13 protein-coding genes are annotated in these 18,221 nt (G+C 61.0%); 2 read left to right on the top strand and 11 right to left on the bottom strand.

Translation table 11 applies throughout. From position 1 onward, the window contains the following. Window positions 1-219: 219 nt before the first annotated feature. Genes AQZ59_RS03275 through AQZ59_RS03255 form a run of 5 tightly spaced genes read right to left on the bottom strand, consistent with a single transcriptional unit; the run spans window position 220 to window position 6,452 of the window. On the bottom strand, window positions 220-1,611 hold the full coding sequence (locus AQZ59_RS03275) for an ABC transporter ATP-binding protein (protein ID WP_062613099.1): 1,392 nt from the start codon (window positions 1,609-1,611) through the stop codon (window positions 220-222). Continuing rightward, window positions 1,608-2,294: an energy-coupling factor transporter transmembrane component T family protein gene (locus AQZ59_RS03270; RefSeq protein ID WP_062613097.1), complete on the bottom strand. Its 687-nt coding sequence runs from the start codon at window positions 2,292-2,294 to the stop codon at window positions 1,608-1,610. The genes AQZ59_RS03275 and AQZ59_RS03270 overlap by 4 nt, the downstream gene beginning before the upstream one ends. Next, window positions 2,287-2,883, bottom strand: coding sequence for an MptD family putative ECF transporter S component (locus AQZ59_RS03265; RefSeq protein ID WP_062613095.1), 597 nt, complete (start codon window positions 2,881-2,883; stop codon window positions 2,287-2,289). The genes AQZ59_RS03270 and AQZ59_RS03265 overlap by 8 nt, the downstream gene beginning before the upstream one ends. A gap of 36 nt (window positions 2,884-2,919) precedes the next feature. Then, entirely contained in the window at window positions 2,920-4,668 is a 1,749-nt protein-coding gene (locus AQZ59_RS03260) for an ABC transporter ATP-binding protein (RefSeq protein WP_062613093.1), read from the bottom strand. Continuing rightward, entirely contained in the window at window positions 4,665-6,452 is a 1,788-nt protein-coding gene (locus AQZ59_RS03255; RefSeq protein ID WP_062613091.1) for an ABC transporter ATP-binding protein, read from the bottom strand. Before AQZ59_RS03255 ends, AQZ59_RS03260 begins: the two co-directional genes overlap by 4 nt. Window positions 6,453-7,118: 666 nt before the next feature. On the opposite strand from AQZ59_RS03255, the gene AQZ59_RS03250 reads away from it, so the two are divergent. Beyond that, entirely contained in the window at window positions 7,119-8,168 is a 1,050-nt protein-coding gene (locus AQZ59_RS03250) for a virulence RhuM family protein (protein ID WP_062613089.1), read from the top strand. 450 nt (window positions 8,169-8,618) lie between these two features. Here the strand turns inward: AQZ59_RS03250 and AQZ59_RS03245 are convergent, their stop codons facing one another. From AQZ59_RS03245 to cysS, 6 genes are all read right to left on the bottom strand, one after another. Next, a complete protein-coding gene (locus AQZ59_RS03245) occupies window positions 8,619-10,163 on the bottom strand; it encodes an RNA-binding domain-containing protein (protein ID WP_070808042.1) in 1,545 nt (514 codons plus the stop codon). A gap of 207 nt (window positions 10,164-10,370) precedes the next feature. Continuing rightward, a complete protein-coding gene (locus AQZ59_RS03240; RefSeq protein WP_062613087.1) occupies window positions 10,371-10,946 on the bottom strand; it encodes a LytR C-terminal domain-containing protein in 576 nt (191 codons plus the stop codon). Between the two features lie 297 nt (window positions 10,947-11,243). Further along, on the bottom strand, window positions 11,244-12,605 hold the full coding sequence (locus AQZ59_RS03235; protein ID WP_062613177.1) for a uracil-xanthine permease family protein: 1,362 nt from the start codon (window positions 12,603-12,605) through the stop codon (window positions 11,244-11,246). 287 nt (window positions 12,606-12,892) lie between these two features. After that, the gene (locus tag AQZ59_RS03230) at window positions 12,893-14,161 is read right to left on the bottom strand and encodes a hypothetical protein (RefSeq protein WP_062613085.1); all 1,269 of its coding nucleotides are present in this window, start codon (window positions 14,159-14,161) and stop codon (window positions 12,893-12,895) included. Window positions 14,162-14,225: 64 nt separating this feature from the next. Next, a complete protein-coding gene (gene rlmB / locus AQZ59_RS03225; protein WP_236698648.1) occupies window positions 14,226-15,212 on the bottom strand; it encodes a 23S rRNA (guanosine(2251)-2'-O)-methyltransferase RlmB in 987 nt (328 codons plus the stop codon). After that, window positions 15,196-16,620, bottom strand: coding sequence for a cysteine--tRNA ligase (cysS, locus tag AQZ59_RS03220; protein ID WP_062613084.1), 1,425 nt, complete (start codon window positions 16,618-16,620; stop codon window positions 15,196-15,198). Before cysS ends, rlmB begins: the two co-directional genes overlap by 17 nt. A 231-nt stretch (window positions 16,621-16,851) precedes the next feature. Here cysS and AQZ59_RS03215 point away from each other — a divergent pair, with 231 nt between their 5' ends. Beyond that, window positions 16,852-18,207 (top strand): MFS transporter, encoded by a 1,356-nt coding sequence (locus AQZ59_RS03215; RefSeq protein WP_062613082.1) that lies wholly within the window; start codon window positions 16,852-16,854, stop codon window positions 18,205-18,207. Window positions 18,208-18,221: the final 14 nt, after the last annotated feature.

Genomic DNA, 18,221 nt, shown 5'->3' with positions numbered 1-18,221 from the left:
GCAAAACCCCTGTTCAAAAGGGGTTCAAGGGCTCAAGCGGCTTTTATCATTTTCGACGTCTAAGTATCCACTATGACGTCGAAAATGATAAGTAGGCGTTTGCGTTAGCGAGTATGCCCCAAGGGGGTCAAGAAAATCGCTTGCGTTAGCGAGTGTATAGCGCGTTTGCCCTGACCTGCGGAAATGCTTTCCTCTCTTTCGACCGAGCGAGCGTTTGCGTTAGCAGGCGTTGATTTGGTCGAGGTGGATAGCGTGGTCGGCGACCTCGGTAACGAGTTCAGCGTCGTGGGTGATGACGATGACGACGGCACCAGTGTCAGCGAGTTTACGCATTACTCGGGAAATCGCGACAAGGTGCTTGTAGCCAACACCTGATGTCGGCTCGTCGAAGATGTAGACCTTCTTGTTCGCGGCAAGCGCTGTAGCAATAACCAGACGTTGACGTTGCCCACCAGAGAGTGCTTGGGGATGATCAGCCTCATGGTCGGTGAGGTCGAGTTCTTTAAGGATCGCCTGGGCGTCGATGTGTTGTTTTTCGGCTCTCGTTATCCCGAGCGTGACTTCGTCAATAGCGGTGTCTGAGAATAGCTGCCGGGTGGGGTCTTGCATTACGAGGTATGCGTCCCGGTTGGTGAATTTTTGCCTATTGAGTGTGATGGATGCACCTTTGGCTTTTTCGAGTCCGCAGATGATGCGTGCCAGTGTTGATTTGCCTGACCCGCACGGGCCGAGGAGCGCTGTGATTTTCCCTGCCGGAAAGAGCAGATGGCCGATGTTGAGAACCGTGTTTCCGTGGCGGTAGGCGAAGGTGAGGTTGTCAATCTCAAGCCCATCTCCTGCCGGTTGCGGAAGTTGTGGCATAGGCACAGTCACTAGGGATCGCAGCCCAAGCTGTTTGCGCTCCTCATCCGAGGTAGCGTAGAACTCTTCGCCGGTTGCGGTGAGGGCGATGTTACCTTTATCGAAGCAGTAGACACGGTCAGCGATCCCGGAAAGGAAACTTAGCCGGTGTTCAGCAATGATGATGGTGTGTCCATCAGCTTTGAGCCTGGCGATGAGTGTGGCGAGTTGGTCGATAACGTCAGCTGAGAGGTTCGCGGTCGGCTCGTCAAAGACAATCAGCGACGTGTTGTTGCACATGGCGACGGCGCAGGCCACGCGTTGCATCTGTCCGCCTGATAGTTGTGTGACGCGGGATTCCAACAGGTCGGCGATACCTAACTCGGCTGCAACCTCGTCAATGCGGGCACAGATCTCCTGCGGGTCGCGGCCGAGATTTTCTGGGCCGAAGGCGAGTTCTTGACGCACGTGAGTGGTGTAGAACTGGGTGCGCGGGTTTTGAAACACTGTCGAACAGTGGTGGGCAAGCTCTGATAAATCTACTCGTGCCACGTCAATGTCGTCGACTGTGACGCTTCCGGTAAGGTCGCCGTCGTGAAAGTGCGGGATGAGCCCGTTAAACAGCCGCAACGCGGTGGTTTTCCCCGACCCTGACGTACCACACAGCAAGGTGACGGTTCCAGGTGTGATGGTGATGGTTACGTCATTGATTGAGGGGTGGTCTGCTCCCCGATAGGTGAAGGTGACCCCAGTTGCTTGGGCTGTTGTCATAGGACGATTCTCCATATCGCGAAGCTGATAACGATGAGCAGAATGACCGCGTCGATCACACGGAATTTCACGACCGTGACTGAGGTGGGCTTTGCGGTTCCGCCCAGTCCGCGTACAAGGGCAGCAGATGCCAGTTCGTCTCCGCTGCGTACCACGGTCGATAGCAGCGGGATTGTGAAGTACTGGGCCGCACGCAGGGAAAGCGCGGACATGCCGCGTAGTTTCATGGCATCTGAGATCGCTTTAACCTCGTGGCCGATCACGGGCAGCACACGTAACGCGACTGAGATCGGGATCGTGAAACAGGTCGGGATTCGTGAGCTGGCGAGTGCTTTTTGCAAGGTGGCAGGTCGGATCACACCGATCGCGTAGGCTCCCATTCCTGCGCTGACACTGAATCGCCACATCCACTGCAAAAACAGCACGAGGAACGCGCCGGCCGTTGACTTCCACACCAGTGGTATCACGAAGACGAGCCCGCCGAGGACCGCAAACGTGGCCAAGTATACGGCCACCCAGCTCGGGCGCACGAGCGTGTTGGGGTTGATCGCAGCGCTCGCCAGCATCACGGCGGCGAATCCGCCCAGAGCACACACGAACCACGGCGAGTAGGCACTGTAGATCGTGGTGGAGACGATGACGAGCGCTGCGATAATCGTGCGCGGGTCGGGAAGTTTAGACAAGACCGGCCCGTTCAAAGTGTTTGCGCGCGACCCTGGTTCCCAACAGACCAGCAAGCCAGCCAACGATGAGCATCACGACGAAGAAGCCCAGCAGAATCGGAATCGTGACAACCTGCGCCATCTTGGCGGCGTAGTCTGCGCCCATTTGTTCGGCGATCTGCGACATATACGCGTCTTGGTTCATAAATAGCGGAATCCACGGGGAAACATAGATCGGCAGGATAAACAGTGCATATGCCAGCGGGACACGAACTTTCACGCTCTTCGGCCCCTTGGTGATCACCAAGTCAGCGAGCAGGCCGAACACAGCGGCGATCGCAATTCCTCCCACCCAGTGACCCGTTACGAAGAAGAGGACTTCGATGAGGATCAGCATGATTGTCAATGCCCCCATCTTCGGAGTGCGGGCAGTAAACAGCGCAAAGACGATGCCGTTAACGAGGATAGAAAGCAGGAAACCGGCATACATGGCAGCCGGAATGAACCCGAGCATTCCGAATGCAAACACGATGACAAACATCAAAGCGGTGAAGACGCCGATATTGATGAAGTCGCGCGTGTTTAGGCGCGAGGACGTGGGTGTGGACATAGTTATTCCTTTCATGATTGTGAACAGTGCTGTGTTTTAGACGAGTTGCCATCCGGCGGCGTTGATGCGCTCTTGCCAGAAATCGCGGTATTGACCTGGCTGGTTGACCAGCTCGTCGTGGCACCCGCGCTGGGCGATACGCCCACCGTGGGAGAGCACAATGATTTGGTCAGCTTGGCGAATGGTTTCAAGTTTGTGGGCGATCACGATCAGTGTGGAGTGCTTGCGTAGCTCGTTCATCGCCGCAACAATGTTGGCTTCATTTTCCGCATCCAACGCGCTGGTGGCCTCATCGAACAGCGCGATCGGGGCCTTCTTCACCAAGGCGCGGGCGATAGAGACGCGTTGGCGTTCCCCACCTGACAGTGCGCGCCCGCCAGCACCCGCCAATGAATTCCAGCCGTCTGGGAGCCGGTTGACGATTTCGGTCACGCCCGACAGGTCAGCGGCCCACCTGATTTCTTCATCGGTAGCTTCTGGGTTGCCAAGGCGAATGTTGGCTTCGAGCGTGTCATTGAATAAATAGACGTCTTGGAAAACGAGAGACACCTGGCGCATCAAATCTTCGGTGGTCTGCTCGCGCACATCAACCCCGCCAACGTATACGCTGCCGGACTGCACATCCCAGAAACGTGCAACCAACCTCGCGATTGTGGTTTTTCCGCAGCCGGAAGGGCCAACCAGGGCACACATGCCGCCTTGCGGGACATGGAAGGAAATATCACGGAGAACCGGGGTGTCCGGATCGTAGCCGAAGGCGACGTCCTCGAAACGAACATCACCAGGAGCGCTCACCGGTGTGGAGACATCGGGTTCGGACAGTTCGGGAGCGTCCATGATCTTGTCGACGTGATTCATTTGCTGGCGGCGTTCTTCCAGCCCGGTCATGCAGCCACCGATGTCTTGGAGCATGGTGGTGAACCGCAGGCACATGCCGATGGTGACCACAGCGTTCAACGCATTCATCTGCCCGCCGAGGGCGAGTTGGGCGGTCAGCCAAATCATTACCACGACAAGGGCTTGGACGAACATTCCGTTTATCAGGTTCGCTAATGTTTCGATCCACAATGCTTTGCGGCTTTTGCGGTCAGCCTGTTTGAATGCCCGATCAAGGGCCGGGTAGTCGTCGGCGACATGGCAGGAGCGCAGCGCGCCTTGGCAGGTGGAGAATTCGACCATGCGAGCCGCCAGCTCCGATTCTGCTGGTTCGGAAACCTGTTTGCCCTTATCGAGAAGCACACGGGAGATATGAAGGAAGGCGAGCATGATCGGGAAGGCGATCGTCAAGGTCAGTCCCAGTCGCCAATCCCAGAACCACGTGCCCACAGTGATCACCAGCACGGCTGAGAGTTTTTGGACGAGGGAGAAAATGAAATGTGCCGCCGACTCGCCCAAGTTCATCATTTCCTGGGTGACCATGCGCGACAGCCGTCCAGAACTACCCGAATCAAACACTCCCAACGGTAGGCGGGCTACCTTGTTGCCGACCGCTTGGTGTACGTCGTGAATGAACCCGAGCGCGCCGATATAGCCGGTGCGCATGCCATAAAACTCCGTGCCCACGCCCAGCATCGCGATTACCGCCAAGGCGATGAGCCAGCCCCAAAACGACAGCCCCCACACCGGCATTCCGGTCGCTAGGGCACTTGCTGCGGGAAGCAAAGTCAGCAGGGCAAAGCCGTGACACAGTCCTGAGACCGCACCCCACGCTTGACCGACCGAGAGGTCTCGCCACGAGGCGGGTTCCATCAAACGCTTAAAGCGTGGCAGCAATAGTTGATTCATCGTGTCATCTCCTCGCATGCACCTTGGGCAAGAAGTGCCTGATAGTGCGCATTACCCAACAGCTCGTCGTGTTTACCGACCACAGCAATGCGCCCGCGTTCCATGACGACGATTTGGTCTGCCCCTCTGATCGAGGCCAGTCGGTGGGCGATCACAATCACGGTTCTGCCTTTGGCAAGAGTCGAGAGAGCTTGTTGGATTTTCGATTCCGATTCCGGGTCCGCCATCGCCGTCGCTTCGTCCAACACCAACACTGGGGCATCAACCATGAGCGCCCGGGCGATCGCGATACGGGCTGCCTGCCCGCCCGAAACGTGGGTATCCTCACCCAACACAGTGTCGTAACCATCTGGCAGGCTCATGATGAACTCATCGATCTGCGCCGCCCGCGCCGCCTGCCGCACCTGATCCAAGGTTGCGTCTGGCGCGCCAAGAGCGATGTTGTTTCGAATGGTGTCGCGAATAAGCTGTGCATCTTGCAGGACAAATGCGACCGTCGAATACAACACATCCTGGGAAATGCTCTTTAGATCAACCCCGCCAATAGTGATCGTGCCAGCATCTGGATCATCGAAGCGGGCAATCAAACTCGCCAACGTCGACTTTCCCGCGCCCGAAGGCCCAACCAGCGCGGTCACCGTGCCTGCCGGAATGCTCAGGCTCACTTCGTCTAACGCTTGGGTCTCGTCATAGGCATACGACACACCCCGAATCTCGATATCATGACCCTTTGGCGTCTGCGGCATATCTGGCTGAGGCAATGCCGGTAGCTCCATGACGTTCACCAGCCGTACTGCCGCAGACCCTGCGAGCTGGTACGACCAGGCGATGGTTGCGACTGCCATCAACGCTCCCGGCAACACCAAGGCGATCAACGTGGTCGTTATCACCTCGTAGATGCTCACCCAACCGGCGTTCATCATCAACGCGCCACCGCCAAGGTTCACGATCAACAACACCGGGATCGACACCCACGAAAATGAGGCGACCGACATCGACACCAGCGGCATGCACCATGCCCGGTAGAACTTAGAAAACTCGTTAGCTGCATCTAAATAGGCTTTATGTGCTTGGCCGACCTTGCCGAACGCTTTCACCACTGAGATACCGGCAACGAACTCGGCCATCGTTGCCGAAACCTGAGCGAGCTTGGTATCCATTTGTGCGGTCTTCTCATTCATCCCACGCATCGACATGCCATACATGCCCACATAGATCGGAATCGTCGCGATCGACAGCAGAGCGAGCCGCCAATCCACCACGAACGCATAGGCTAACAAGGCGAGCGGGGATACGATCGCGTTCAGTTTCTCAATCGGCCCGTGCGCGATCACTGTGTGCACCGTGGCCGTATCATCCTGAATGGTCTTGCGGATCTTCCCCTCACCCTCGCGGGTAAACCACGACAGCGGAGCAGTCGACATGCGGGCGGCAATCTGGCGGCGCATTTGATTACGCAACGACAGGTCAATAAAATGCGTCACGCCCAATGCAACAAAATATAAGGTCAACCGAGTCATGTATGCGCTGACGAGGAGCATGACGATCCAGTTCACCCGCGCCGGGTCCACCTGGTCTTGCATAAGTTCTCTGCCAAGCTCCACCAGAGCCACATACGGGGCAATAGCCAACACGCCAGAGAGAAAAGCCAAAACCTGCGCGACGAACAGCTTGCCTTTCACTGGCTGCGATAGTTGACGGATCGCGTTCTGGCCAGCGACAGATTTTTCCTTCGCGGACCCATACTCGCCGTCAACAACCTGATCCATTGCACTATCGTCCATGCAAACACCATCCTTATTAGGCAAGGCTAACCTTATCTAAATTCTGGAAGATGTACCTAACCGTGCACGTCAACCGCTGCAATATCACCCTTGCAGGGTCATGCTCACCTGTTCACCGGTGCGGAATACGAATCGGATCGTATCCTCGTCTACGATGGCGTGATAGATTAGGGCGTTCCAATCTACATCTGTAAGAACGAAGGTTCTTGGGCTGGAAGTTTGCTGCGCCCGCGAAATGAGTCCATACCGATCAAGCACTTCAGGACTGTCCAACACGAACTTGAAGCAAGTCCGTCTACTGCTCAAGAGTACGAAACACTCACAGAGTTAATCCTCGAAACGCTCAATCAAGCCGGTATTGAAACGCTCCGTGTCCTCTGGGCTTGCCCGCTTTCATTAATTCTAACTGACTCGTTGTTTGGTAGCCACAGAACCGCAGTTACGCCACTCTTTTCTCCAGCCCTAATCAAATAGCTGAAATATCCAGCGCTCGGATAATTCCAATTGCACGTTGAAAAACTGATATAAACCACCTGATCTGTCGTCTCTCAAAACACCGTGGCTCGTAAACTACAATTGTTGGTAAATGCGCTGCGATTCGGTTGCTGACCAGCTACTGCAAATCGCCTAGTGGTCGGTCTCATCACTCGTGCGGAAGGGAGCGTCATGGCCACAGAAGACAATAGTCGAACTGACGAGCCCAATAGACAGATGCTGATCTACCAGAGCCCAGAGAACACTGTACGTATCGAGGTCCGACTTGAGGGTGAGACGGTTTGGCTTACGCAGCAGCAGATGGCGGAGCTTTTTCAAAGTTCAAGGTCTAACATTGTCGAGCACATTGGAAACATCTACGCAGAGGGTGAACTTGATGAAGAGGCAACCTGTCGGGATTTCCGACAGGTTCGCCGTGAGGGTAGCCGCAACGTGGCGAGGACGCTGCCTCACTACAACCTAGACATGATTATTTCCCTGGGATATCGGGTTAAATCCAAGACTGCTACGCAATTTAGACGTTGGGCAACCGAGAGACTGAAAGAGTACCTCATCAAGGGCTTCACCCTAGATGACGAGCGACTTAAGAACCTTGGTGGTGGATCGTATTGGTACGAGCTTCTCGAGCGGATCCGCGATATCCGTTCGTCGGAGAAAGTGATGTACCGACAAGTGCTGGATCTATACGCAACTAGTGTTGACTATGACCCGAAGAGCGCAGAATCGGTCGCTTTTTTCAAGATGGTTCAGAACAAGTTGCATTACGCTACCCACGGACACACAGCGGCGGAAATCATTTATAGCCGAGCCGATGCTTCCAAACCTTTCATGGGCTTAACGACTTTCAAGGGCAATCAGCCTATTCTTGCAGAGACCAAAGTGGCCAAGAACTATTTGACGGAAGACGAATTAAAGGTGCTAAATCGTCTAGTTTCTGGTTACTTCGATTTTGCTGAAGTGCAGGCTATGAATCACCATCCGATGTACATGAGCGACTACGTCGAGCATCTTGACAATATCCTGGCAGCAACTGGGCAACAGCAGCTTCAAGGGGCAGGAACAGTCAGCCACCAGAAAGCGATTTACAAGGCAACTGCTGAATACCGTAAATATCAGGTACAGACACCTTCACAGGTCGAGAAGGACTATCTGGAAACCATTAAAGGGCTTGAATCAAGAGCCAAAAAGGCCGATCATGACATTCCTGATTCCGACGGATAAGCCGAATTCAAGAAGACGTGAAGACAGCTAACTAGTTGACATCGTCCGCACCCCCTAGTGTCGAACTAGCTGGCGGAAGGCAAGAATCGCCCCCGCTAGCCAAAACGTGCTTCGGAATCCGAAAGAAGAGAATTACCCGTGATGGGGTAATGAGGCCCACAAAACTTGCCGAACTAATCTTGAAAACAAAAACCTCCTACTCGGCGGAAGGTTCTCGTTTGCACGTAACAGTTATCAAATCCGACGTCTTTTTCTCTCAGTTTCGTTCGCGGCACTTGTGCCCGCACCGCAGATCCCCATTCACGACATCGTTGCGCGGGCGCGAAACTTCGAACTCTGGAGCACCACTTTTCGCACTCTGGCACTTGCGCTGTCATACTCTGGATTTACACTGTAGAAACGGAGTTACACTGTGCCGCCCAATGCGGCGGCGCACTCGAATTCATCCTCTCACTCAGAGACAATGTGATACTTCGTATCACGGTTACCCCAACCGCCATACTGGCCCACGCTGCCGGCCTCCTTGAGCTTGTTGAGCGCGTATCGCAAACGCCCGGTATTCAACCCGGTGCGAGCGCGTAGCTCCTGGAACGAGAGCGGCCCACTGGCGGCGAGAGCTTCGAGCACGGCTTCCCCGTTTTTCGTCACGAAAGCGGTCAGCACGGGAACGGAAACGGGCCTTTCCGGACGATCCTGCTCCGCTTCCACATCCAAGATCGTCGGCGCGGGCATCGTCGTCGGCAGCTCGGCATATGCGACGGGGGTGCCGTAGAGAATGGCGGTGAAACGCACGCCGTTATCGGCGAAAGTGGCGGCCGGGAGGCCGGCCAAACCGAGCTGACGGTACACCTCGGACACGCCTCCACCCTCACCTTCGATCACGCTCGCACCGGAATCGGTTCGGAGGCGCTTTGCCATGTCGTACAGGCGGGGGTTCACGGCGTTCTTGGCGAGCGATGCGCTCGCGAGCTGCTCCTTCGAGATGCCTCGCAACCCGCCAGGATTGGTGACGATCAGGTGATCGCCCACGATGCGCACCTCCACCCACTGGCCTTCCGAGTTCGGGGAAAGATCGCGGTGGACCAGCGCGTTCGCGATGATCTCGCGAACTGCGACGAGCGGGAAGAGCGGCTCTTCGACCATGTTGCCGTCGTCGAGGTAACGGTTGTGGCGCGGCGCATTTTCCTCCACCCATCGCAGGGCAGAATTGAGGAGGTCGGGAAGTGGGCCGTCGAAGTCCTGCCGGCTGCGCGTGCGGACGCTGCCCGAGCGGTCGCGCGGCAGTTGCACCGCGGCTGTCACCCGAAGCTGCGGGGCCTTTGCCTGCGGGTAGCGTCCGAGCGAGTACAGGCCGGCGAGCGTAACTTCGCCGCCCGGAGCGAGCACGTTTGTCAGTTCCAGGAGTTCGGCGTCGTCCGTTACCTGGGCGAGGCGCCTGCTCGTCTTGCGAGCATTTGCGCAGAAATCAGCCGCCGCGTTCGGATCGAGATCGTCGATCGACGTGCTGGACACAGCGGCAGAATCGAAGCGGTAGAGCTCGGACTGCCCCAGCTTTTGGATCTCGATAAGTGCACGGTCGGCGTCGTTCATCACGTAGTCGCCGTCCGACTGGCGCAGGTAGGCGCGGCCGCGATGCAAGGCGGGGCGCTGCGACAGCGGCAACGGAGTCACCTCGACAACGAGGACCTCCCTCCCCTCCCAGGTCAGAACCGTCGGCAAAAGCTGCGGGGCCGGGGTGACGGACGAGCGGGTTTGATCCACGACTCGCGCCGCCAGCTCGTGTGCGTTATCCACGCCGACGACGGCGAAGTTGTCGCGCTCGTCAACACCGAGGATGACCGCGCCGCCACCCGGCATGTTCGCGAATGCGCACATGGTTTCAGGCAGGTTGCCCGGGAGCTTCGAGGCGCGCTTGACCTCGACATCAGTCGCATCGCGCTTGATCTGACGAAACTCTTCAAGAGTGCGAAGGAGCCGCTCTGTCGTCCATTTCATACTCTACAGTATGAATAGTTTCACTCTAGAGCGCAACTGTTGCGCAGGCGAATATCACTCTGGCGGCGCGGAGTCGCACTCTGGAAGCAGCGTTACACTCTGCCGCCGACACCCTACTCACAACACCTTTCCGACATCCGCGCTAGCAATTTGCCGTCGCCAAAGTCAGAAAAGCATCGCAGGTGCAGCGGACGCCGCGGAACCGCGCTACTCCTGGAAGGTCTCCACCGGAACACAGTCCTCCACCGGCTCCATCGCGGCGACCAGCTGTTCCTCGGTGGGGGCGGCCACCAGGTCGGTGTAACCCTCGCCGAGCACCACGTCCACGATCTGGCTGGTGATGTTCGGGTCGATGTGCACGAGGGCGTCGGGGAAGTAGGCGCGCAGCGTGTAGGCGCTGGTCACGCCGTCCGGGCTGGCGTAGAGCCGCACGGGTTCGGTGAATTCCTCGCCACCCCAGTTCGCGGTCTCGGACACGACCACCCCGGCCGCAGACAGCGACGTCGCCACCGTTCCCGCCAGACCCGTGCGGGTGGTGGCGTTGTAGACGCTGACGGTGATGGTGGTGGGATCGACGTGCTGCGCGCCGTCAATCGGGCACACCACGGAGTTCGTGTCCGGTGCCTTGGAAAACTCCCTGTCGAAGGGTATGGGCAGCAGTCCCGACCACGTGAGCGTCCCCAGCACGAGCAACACCGCCATGACGGCGATGATCGAACCGAAGATGACGGTCTGGCGTTGCTGCGTGCGCTTGCGGTACTCGGCGCGGGCGTTGAAACTCACCCGTCCAATCTAGCGGATTTACGCCGGGTTGCGCAGGAATCTTGCGGTACTGGGGGATGACGTTCACGACGCCGACGACGCCCCCTGCCCGCCGCACGCGGAGGTGGGCAGGGTGCTGGCAACTTGGCGGGCGCCGGCGGGCCGGCCGGCGCCCGCCCCGCATTCCCCGGTGTCCGATTAAAAAACTTGGACGATTTCGGGGTCATAGGCCCATATAGCGAAGATGACCCCGAAATCGTCCAGTAAATTGAAATCGGCCAGCGCCAACATTAACAGGAGCCAGCGCCGCGCCCGCTCCTAGTGCTCCCGCGTCAGGGCACCCGGCTCGAGCTCCGCACCGGCAGGCGCGGAGGCCGGGGTGGCGGGCTCGATCGTCGTGCCACGCCAACGCGACAGGGCCCGCATCGCGTGGTAGATGATGATCGCGGCGAACGAGCCGAGCGCGATACCCTCGAAGGTCATCTCACCCCAGTGCCAGGTGTAGTTCGCGATCGCGATCACCATGGCCACGGCGGCCGTGTTGAGGTTAACGGGGTCGGAGAAGTCCACGCGATTCTGCACCCAGATGCGCACGCCCAGCATGCCGATCATGCCGTACAACACGGTGGCCGCGCCGCCGAGCACCCCCGGCGGGATGGTGGCGATCAGCTGGCCGAACTTCGGCAGCATTGACAGCCCGAGCGCAATAAACGCCGCGATCACGTAGGCCACGGTTGAGTACACGCGGGTCGCGGCCATCACGCCGATGTTCTCCGCGTACGTCGTGGTACCGGAACCGCCGCCCGAGCCGGCGAGCATGGTTGAGACACCGTCGGCGAAAAGCGCGCGGCCGGTCACGTCGTCGAGGTCCTGGCCGGTCATCGCGGACACGGACTTCACGTGCCCCACGTTCTCCGCGATGAGCACAAGCACCACGGGCACGAACAGGCCAAGCAGCGTCACGTCGAAGTCGGGGGCGCGGAACTGCGGCACGCCCACCCAGCCGGCGGACGAGATCGCATCGAAGCTAACCTCGCCGCGCACCACCGCCGTGATGTAACCAACCACCACGCCGATCAGGATCGACAGGCGCCCGATAATCCCCTTAAACAGCACCGTGACCAGCAGGATCGTCACAATCGTCACCACCGCGGTGACCGGCGCCTGCTGCACATTCCCCCACGCCGCCGGCGCCAGGTTAAACCCGATAAGCGACACGATCGCGCCCGTCACGATCGGCGGCATGAGCTTGTCAATCCACCTCGCGCCCGCAAAGTGCACAACGACGCCGACCAGCGCCAGCGCCGCACCCGCCGCGATCACCCCGCCCTGGGCGAGCGACGCCTTCGCCGCGTCGACCGAACCGCCCCCGCCGGCAACGTAGCCGGTCACCGCACCGATCGGCGCAATCAGCGCGAACGACGACCCGAGGTAGGACGGCAACCTCCCCGCCGTCATCAGCAGGAACAAGATCGTGCCCACGCCCGTGAAGAACAGGGTGGTTGCCGGGTCGAACCCCGTGAGCAGGGGCACTAAAAAGGTGGCCCCAAACATGGCCACCACGTGTTGCGCGCCGATGCCGAACGTAATCGGCCACGACAGTCTTTCGTTCGGAAGAACAACCTCCCCCGGCGCGATAGAATGCCCATCGCCATGGAGCTTCCAAGTAAAACCAGCCATACGAGCCTCCAGTGAGTAGACGTCAAGGTGCACGCGAACCCCGTTCACGACCCTGCACGATCGTACTCACCACCACCCCGCACGCGAAATCGTCTCACCATCCGACAAGACGCCCGCCCAAACCTCGGACTCGCGGCCCGGCTTCGCCTGCGCTGGCGGTCGCGCCCGCTTCACGGCGACGCCGCCTGGCTCCCCCCCCATCCGCGATGGCACTCTGACAGGTGCGCTAGTGGTGTGCCGTCGCCGATGTCAGAAAAGCGTCGCAAACGCGGGTAAGGGCCACAAGCTCAGCCCTGGCCCTCCTGCCAGTTGTGCATCCGCTTCCAGGTGTCGATCTCGGTTTGCCGCTGGCGCACGAGCTCAGCCGCATACGCGCTGGTCAGAATGCGCGTGAGGCCCGACACCACGGTGCCGCCGCCCAGCAGCGCACGTATCCGCCACGACATTCCCCGCTCCGACCTGCCAAACGCCGAGGCCAGCATTGCCCCGCCGATAGCAGCCTGCGCGGCCGACATCAGCGCCACCGCCCACGGCCGCTCCAAGTACACCTTGCGGTAGGCGCCCGCCACAGTCGGCTCCACGAAGCCCTCGCCGGCGAGCTCAAACGCCAGCCGGTCCTCAAACGCCGCCCCCGCGCTACTGGGCTCGAAGAGTCGCGAGTTCGGGATGTCGGCCAGCTCGCCGTCGCCCTCCAGCACGTCGGCCACCTCGCTGGGCAGCCCGAGCGCATCCACCAGCGCCCGCGGGCCGTCCTCACTGCACAGCGCCTCGCGGATGTCGCCAAACCGGGCCGCAATCACGTCGGCCACCATCTTGCGCGCCACCGCGCCCGCCCCCGTCTCATCGACCACGAACTCGTATTCCTCGGACCCCTGCTCGATCCAGGGGAACACGGGCAGCTCCCCGCTCCAATCCCAGGTTAGATACGAGTTGTCCCGCCGCACGTACAGCGTGGGGCTCTCCTCCGCGTTCCCCGCCGACACCGTGATCTGGAACGACGGCCGCGGGAAAAGCCGCCGCACCGAATCCATGCTCGACTTGGCCACCAGCACCAGGGTCTCCCCCAGCTTGGACACAGCCACCGCCTCGTCCTCCACCTTGACGATGCTGGGCACCTCGGACAGCGGCAGGTCCACGATCACCAGCATGGCGCCCTCGCGGTCAAATGCCGCGTCGTGGATATCGGCGTCGCTAACCGGCTCCTCCTCGGAGTCGTCAAACAGCACCTCATGCGAGATGTCCACCGCGCCCAGGTCAATCGGGCCGTGGGCAACCGTGCCGTCGAGCTCCACCTCCACCTTGCGCAGCCGCTCCGACAGCTCCTCCACCAGGTCATTCACCGAGCGCCCGCGGAACACCGTGCCCGTGTCATCCAGCGTGGCAACCCGACGACGCCGGCCGCCCACCGCCACCTCAAACGTGTAGCCGCCCGAACCGTCCGGACGCCCGCGCCCAAGGATGCGTTCATCGGCGAAGAACGCCTCGATGTCGCCATCAGTCACCAGCGTCTGATCGAGCCGATGGATGTGCCCGTGAACTGTTCGCCAAGATGCCATGTCGCCTCCTTTGCCGTCCGGCCTGCCGTCACCTTCCAGCCTATCGCAGGCCTCCGACACATTTTTAGCCCTGCACGTCTTTTCTGTCGGAATCAATTTGGTAGAGCGCAATCCCGGTGGCCACCGCCGCGTTCAGCGACTCCGTGGCCGAATCAATCGGGATCGACACGACGACGTCGCACGTCTCACGCACGAGCCGCGACAGCCCCGCGCCCTCAGACCCCGTCACGAGCACAACCGGAACGTCCGCCATGTCCGCGCCCGCGACGTCGACCTCGCCGTCGCCCGCCAACCCCAGCACGAAGTAGCCCTGCTCCTTGAGCCAGGACAGCGCCCGCACCAGGTTCGTCTCCCGCGCCACCGGCAACCGCGCCGCCGCACCCGCCGACACCTTCCACACCGTGGCATTCACCGACGCCGAGCGCCGCTCGGGAATAAGCACGCCGTCGGCCCGGAACGCCGCCGCCGAACGCATGACCGCACCCAGGTTGTGCGGGTCCGTCACCGAGTCCAGCGCCACGATGAGTCCCGTCCGCCCCGAGCGTTGCCCGAGCTCCACCAGCCGCTCCACGTCCACGTACTCATACGGCGGCACCTCGATCGCCACGCCCTGGTGGACCGCGCCACCCGTCATCATGTCGAGCTCCGTGCGCGTGACCTCCACGATCGCCGTGCCGGCGTCCATCGCGGCGCGCGCGACCTCAGCCACCCGCTCGTCGTGAGACATCGCCCCCACGAGGAACACGCGCTCGTACGGGATGCCGGACTGCACGGCCTCGTAAACCGGGTTGCGGCCCGCTACCAGCTCATACCCCTCCGGCTGGCGCAGATGCCCGCGCAGCTTCGGGCCCTCGGCGCGCTTGGCCGCGGCCTCGCGCTCCTGCTTCTTCTTATACGCCGGGTGGTAGGTGCGGTCCTCCGCCTTCGGGGTGGGGCCCTTGCCCTCGAGCCGCTTGCGGGAGTGCCCGCCCGTGCCCTTGCTCGAGCCCTTCTTCGCGTTCTTGCGCACCGCCCCCGGGCGCCCGCGGTGAGCGTTAGCCAAGGTCACCACCGACCTTCCAGCGCACGCCCTCCGCCGAATCCTCCACCGTGATGCCGGCGACCGTCAGCGAATCGCGCAGCGCGTCCGCCCGCGCCCAATCCTTGTTTGCCCGCGCCTCCGCGCGCTCCTCGAGCACCCGGTTGACCAGCGCGTCCAGCGCGTCATGCATCGACGACGACGCATCCGCATGCCGCCACGGCTCCGCCATCGGATCCAGGCCCAGCACGTCGAGCATCGCCCGCACCAGCACCTGCTCCGCGCGCGCCTCCACGTGATCATTGTTCGCCAGGGCGCTGTTGCCGGCCGTCACGTGCTCGTGAATCTGGGCCAGGGCGGCCGAGACGTTGAGGTCGTCGTCCATCGCCTCCGCAAAATCCTCCGGGAAATCATCGTGGCCGAGCGCCGCGATCTCCTCCGCCGGCACCTCGCCCACCGTGTCCACCGACCGCTGCACGAACCCAGTCAGGCGCTCCCAAATCGCGCCCGCCTCGGTGAGTGTGGACTCCGAATACGCCACAGTGGAACGGTAGTGGACCGTGCCCAGCGCCAGGCGCACCACCACCGCCGGGTGCTCCTTCACGATGTTCTCCACCGTGAGCGAGTTCCCCAACGACTTACTCATCTTCTCGCCCTCGATCGTCACCCAGGCGTTGTGCATCCAGTACTGCGCAAAATCCCGACCCGCGCCATGCGACTGCGCCTGCTCGTTCTCATGATGCGGGAAACGCAGGTCAATGCCGCCGGCGTGAATGTCGAACTCCGCGCCCAGGTAGCGTCCCGCCATCGCCGAGCACTCCAGGTGCCAGCCCGGCCGGCCGCGCCCCCAGGGTGTCTCCCACGACGCCGTCTCCGGCTCGTTTACCTTCGCCGCCTTCCACAGCGCGAAATCGTGCGGGCCGCGCTTGTCGGTAGCCGCCTCCTCGTCGTCGTGAAGATCGTCCACCGACTGATTCGTCAACGAGCCGTAATCCGGCAAGGACGTCACATCAAAGTACACGTTGCCCGGGTTGCCCACGTATGCATGCCCGCGCTCGATCAGCGTGGCGATCAGGTCAATCATCTCGGGCACGTGGCCCGTGGCGCGCGGCTCATACGTGGGATCCAGCACGCCCAGGTCCCGATACGCCTTGGAAAACTCCTTCTCAAAACGGTAGGCCCACTCCCACCACGGCCGGCCCGCCTCCGCGGACTTCGCCAAAATCTTGTCATCGATATCGGTCACGTTGCGCACCATCGTCACGTCATACCCGCAACGCCGCAGCCACCGCACCAACACATCAAAGGCCAGAGCGGAGCGCATGTGGCCAATATGCGGCGACCCCTGCACGGTCGCCCCGCACAAATAGATGCCCACCTTGCCCGGCTCGATCGGGGTGAACTCGCGCAATGACTTCGTTTTCGAATCAAAAATCTTCACCCCTCCAGACTACCGTCTCCCACCGACACTCGCCCATTTCATCCCCAGCCCTTCGGGCCGCCGACCACACGACGGTGCCCGGGCAGCGTCACGCGATGGGTGCAGCTGGCCGGGTGGGCGGCCGTCGTCGGGAAAGCCGGGCGGCACGCGCTGGGCATCGGGCGTGAGAGGCGCGGACGGCGTCGTCGACCTATTTACCAGACAGTAACGAAAACGACGTATGTTAAGACTATGAACCACAACGCGGCGGGCGGCGCAGCCCCAACAACCAAAACACTGACCAAGGACGTCTGGGCCTGGGGGCTGTGGGACTGGGGGTCGGCCGCGTTCAACGCCGTGGTCACCACCTTCGTCTTCACCGTCTACCTCGCCAACGCCGACCTCTTCGGGCCCGACGCCAACCGCCTCCTCGGCTTCGCCCTCGCCATCGCCGGCATCCTCGTAGCGATCGTCGCCCCCGCACTCGGCCAAGCCGTGGACCGCAGCGGCAAACGCGCCACCGTCCTCCGCGTCACCACCACCGCCACCGCACTCATTATCGCCTGCCTCTACTTCGTTATCCCCGGCCAATCCGGGCTATGGCTCGGCCTATTCCTCGTGGCCGCCGGCAACATCCTGTTCGAAACCGGATCCGTCATCTACAACGCCATCATCTCCGACCTCGCAGAACCCCACAATGTCGGGCGCATCTCCGGCTTCGGGTGGGGCCTGGGGTACCTTGGCGGGATCGTCCTGCTACTGATCCTGTTCGTCGGCTTCATCAGCCCCGAGGTTGGCTGGTTCGGCGTCACCAGCAAAGACGGGCTCAACATCCGGGTGGCGATGCTCCTCTCCGCCGCCTGGCTCCTCCTCTTCTCCCTCCCCCTATTCTTCACCCTGTCCAACAAGCCCGCCCGCACAGGCGAACCTCGGCTCGGCGTCATCGACTCCTACCGGCAACTCTTCCACTCCATCGCCGAACTGTGGCGCTCCGACCGGCAGGTAGTGTGGTTCCTCCTGTCCTCCGCCATCTACCGCGACGGCCTCGCCGGCGTCTTCTCCTTCGGCGCCGTGCTCGCCAGCGCCGCGTTCGGCTTCAGCGCCGACGAAGTGATCGTGTTCGGCGTGGCCACCAACGTGGTAGCCGGCATCGCCACCATCGCCTTCGGCTGGCTTGACGACAAACTCGGCGCCCGCGCCGTCATCATCATCTCCCTGACCTCCATGGTCGCCATGGGACTGTGCGTGTTCTTCTTCCACGCCGGGGTGGGGCCGCTCTCACCGAAACAGGTCTACTGGATCTTCGGGCTCGTGCTGTGCATCTTCGTGGGGCCCATCCAGTCCGCCTCCCGCACCTACCTGGCCCGCATTGCCCCGGCCGGCGAGGAAGCAGAGATCTTCGGCCTGTACGCCACCACCGGCCGCGCCGTCTCCGCGCTGGCGCCCTTCATGTACTCCACCGCGATCACCGTGGGCGCCGGGTTGCTCGGCATCGGCGTGGACGAGGCCGCCTACTTCGGCATCCTCGGCATCACGATCGTGCTAGTCATGGGCCTGGTGGCGTTCCTGCCAGTCAAGGCACAGCCGAAGGTTAAGGCGGAGGCTTAGTTCCCGCCCCTGTA

It is taken from the genome of Trueperella bernardiae, from assembly GCF_001469025.1.
GTDB classification, from domain to species: Bacteria; Actinomycetota; Actinomycetes; order Actinomycetales; family Actinomycetaceae; genus Trueperella; species Trueperella bernardiae.
This window is presented reverse-complemented; position numbering and strand designations above follow the sequence as displayed.